Here is a 1956-nt window from a genome sequence, read left to right as displayed (position 1 = left end):
CGAACAACAAGCGAATGATGGCGCAAGCATGATTCACCCCGACCATCAGGGTAACGAGCTACTGCACGATTTAGCAAAGCTACGAAAAAACCCTGAAGCCATTCAGGACCTGTTTCAATCAGGGACCTTCCCTTACAAGACCAAGATGAGCAAACGCGATTACGAACGTAAGAAAAAAGCGCTTCAAGTCGAGCTACTCAAAGTACAAAAATGGGTCAAAGATACCGGCCAGAAAATTGTCATTCTCTTTGAGGGACGAGATGCCGCCGGTAAGGGAGGAACGATAAAACGCTTCATGGAGCATCTAAACCCACGTGGCGCGCATGTTGTAGCGCTTGAAAAACCCACAGAACACGAGCTTGGTCAGTGGTATTTTCAACGCTACATTAAACATTTGCCAAGCGCTGGAGAAATGGTCCTATTTGATCGCTCTTGGTATAACCGAGCGGGCGTTGAACGTGTTATGGAGTTCTGCACGCCAGAATCTTATTTGGAGTTTATGCGTCAAACCCCAGAAGTAGAGCGTATGCTCGTGCGCAGCGGAATAAAGCTATATAAATACTGGTTTTCAGTCACCCAAGACGAACAACACCACCGCTTTAGCCAACGCGAAAACGACCCGTTGAAACAATGGAAACTGTCACCAATTGACCGTGCATCCTTGGCTAAATGGGATGAATACACCGAAGCGAAAGAAGCGATGTTCTTCTACACAGATACCGCCGATGCACCTTGGACCATTGTCAAATCAACAGATAAAAAGCGGGCTCGCTTAAACTGCATGCTGCACTTTTTATCCACCTTAGACTACCCGGATAAAGACCAGTCGCTTGTTCATGGTCCCGACCCACTAATCGTAGGCAAGAGCTCTCATGCAATTGGAAACTCAAATCATATTTTGGGCCAATCGATTTCCGAATGGTAAGCATCCAAGTAAGCGAACTGTCAGCCGTGGACTGTTCGATGACTGAAATTTAGCTAAAGAACCTTTAGCGATCACTTGCAGCAAACTGGACACGGTTTCTACCTTGCTGCTTCGCTTCGTATAGGGCCTTATCAGCACATTGAAATAGCGCATCAAAGTGACTGTCAGTGGCCGTGAGCACCACACCAATGCTCACTGTCACTTTTAAGCCATCAACACCAAACTCCGACTCTTCGACCTTGCTTCTAATCTTTTCCGCCACAATGTGCGCGTCATCATCTTGCTCTATCCGAGCCAGGAGCAGAAACTCCTCTCCCCCCCATCGAGCGAACACATCACCGCTGCGTAATAAGCCCGACACCTTTTTTGCAAGCATCATCAGAACTTCATCGCCAACCTTATGGCCATGCCGGTCGTTCACTCTTTTAAAACTATCCAAATCAATCAGCATCAGAGCATATTTCGCTTTAGAGCCCTGAACCCGCTTCATCGCCTCATTCACCAACGGCATTGCTGCACGACGGTTATAGATTCCCGTCAGTGCGTCATGCATTGCGAGTTGATTTAAATGCTCATTACTTCGGCTTAACGATTTTTGGGCCTGTTCCAGCTGCAAATTTAGATAAGATAACTTCGCATTGCGCTTTGCGAAATACACAGCAAGAAAAATAACCACAATAAGCAGCAGCGCGATACCACCGAGTGTGGTCACAGTCGCGTAGAGATTCTTTTCTACAAAACCCTCCGGGCGATTAATGATTCTTGCACTATTCGGTATGCTGGAAAATGCGATCCCATGTTGCTTTAGAGCATTCCAATCAAACATTTCCGAGGTCGCGCGATAATGCCTTCTGAACCGGCCATTGAGTGCATAACCAGAAGAGGCTTCAAGCACATTCTTGGCTAGCGCATCGCCATCAATCACATAGCCACCAACCGCACCGTTGCCAACCAAGGTGCTGTAATACACATATATTGGCGCTTTCGACACCGCTGCGATGTGGCCTAGAAAGTCTCTGGGACTAAACTTT

2 protein-coding genes are annotated in these 1956 nt (G+C 47.2%); one reads left to right on the top strand and one right to left on the bottom strand.

What is annotated here, in order from left to right:
* The first annotated feature begins 28 nt into the window (after positions 1–28).
* Positions 29–925 carry a polyphosphate kinase 2 gene (gene ppk2, locus A3750_RS14850; RefSeq protein WP_082873304.1) on the top strand — a complete coding sequence of 299 codons (897 nt, stop codon included), beginning with the start codon at positions 29–31 and terminating at the stop codon, positions 923–925.
* A 64-nt stretch (positions 926–989) separates the two neighbouring features.
* On the opposite strand, the gene A3750_RS14845 is transcribed toward ppk2, so the two are convergent.
* On the bottom strand, positions 990–1956 hold a 967-nt coding region (locus tag A3750_RS14845; protein WP_156498609.1), incomplete at its 5' end, for a GGDEF domain-containing protein.

It is taken from the genome of Oleiphilus sp. HI0079 (assembly GCF_001635105.1).
The sequence above is the reverse complement of the archived record's forward strand: the minus strand, read 5'-3'. Positions and strand labels throughout refer to the sequence as shown.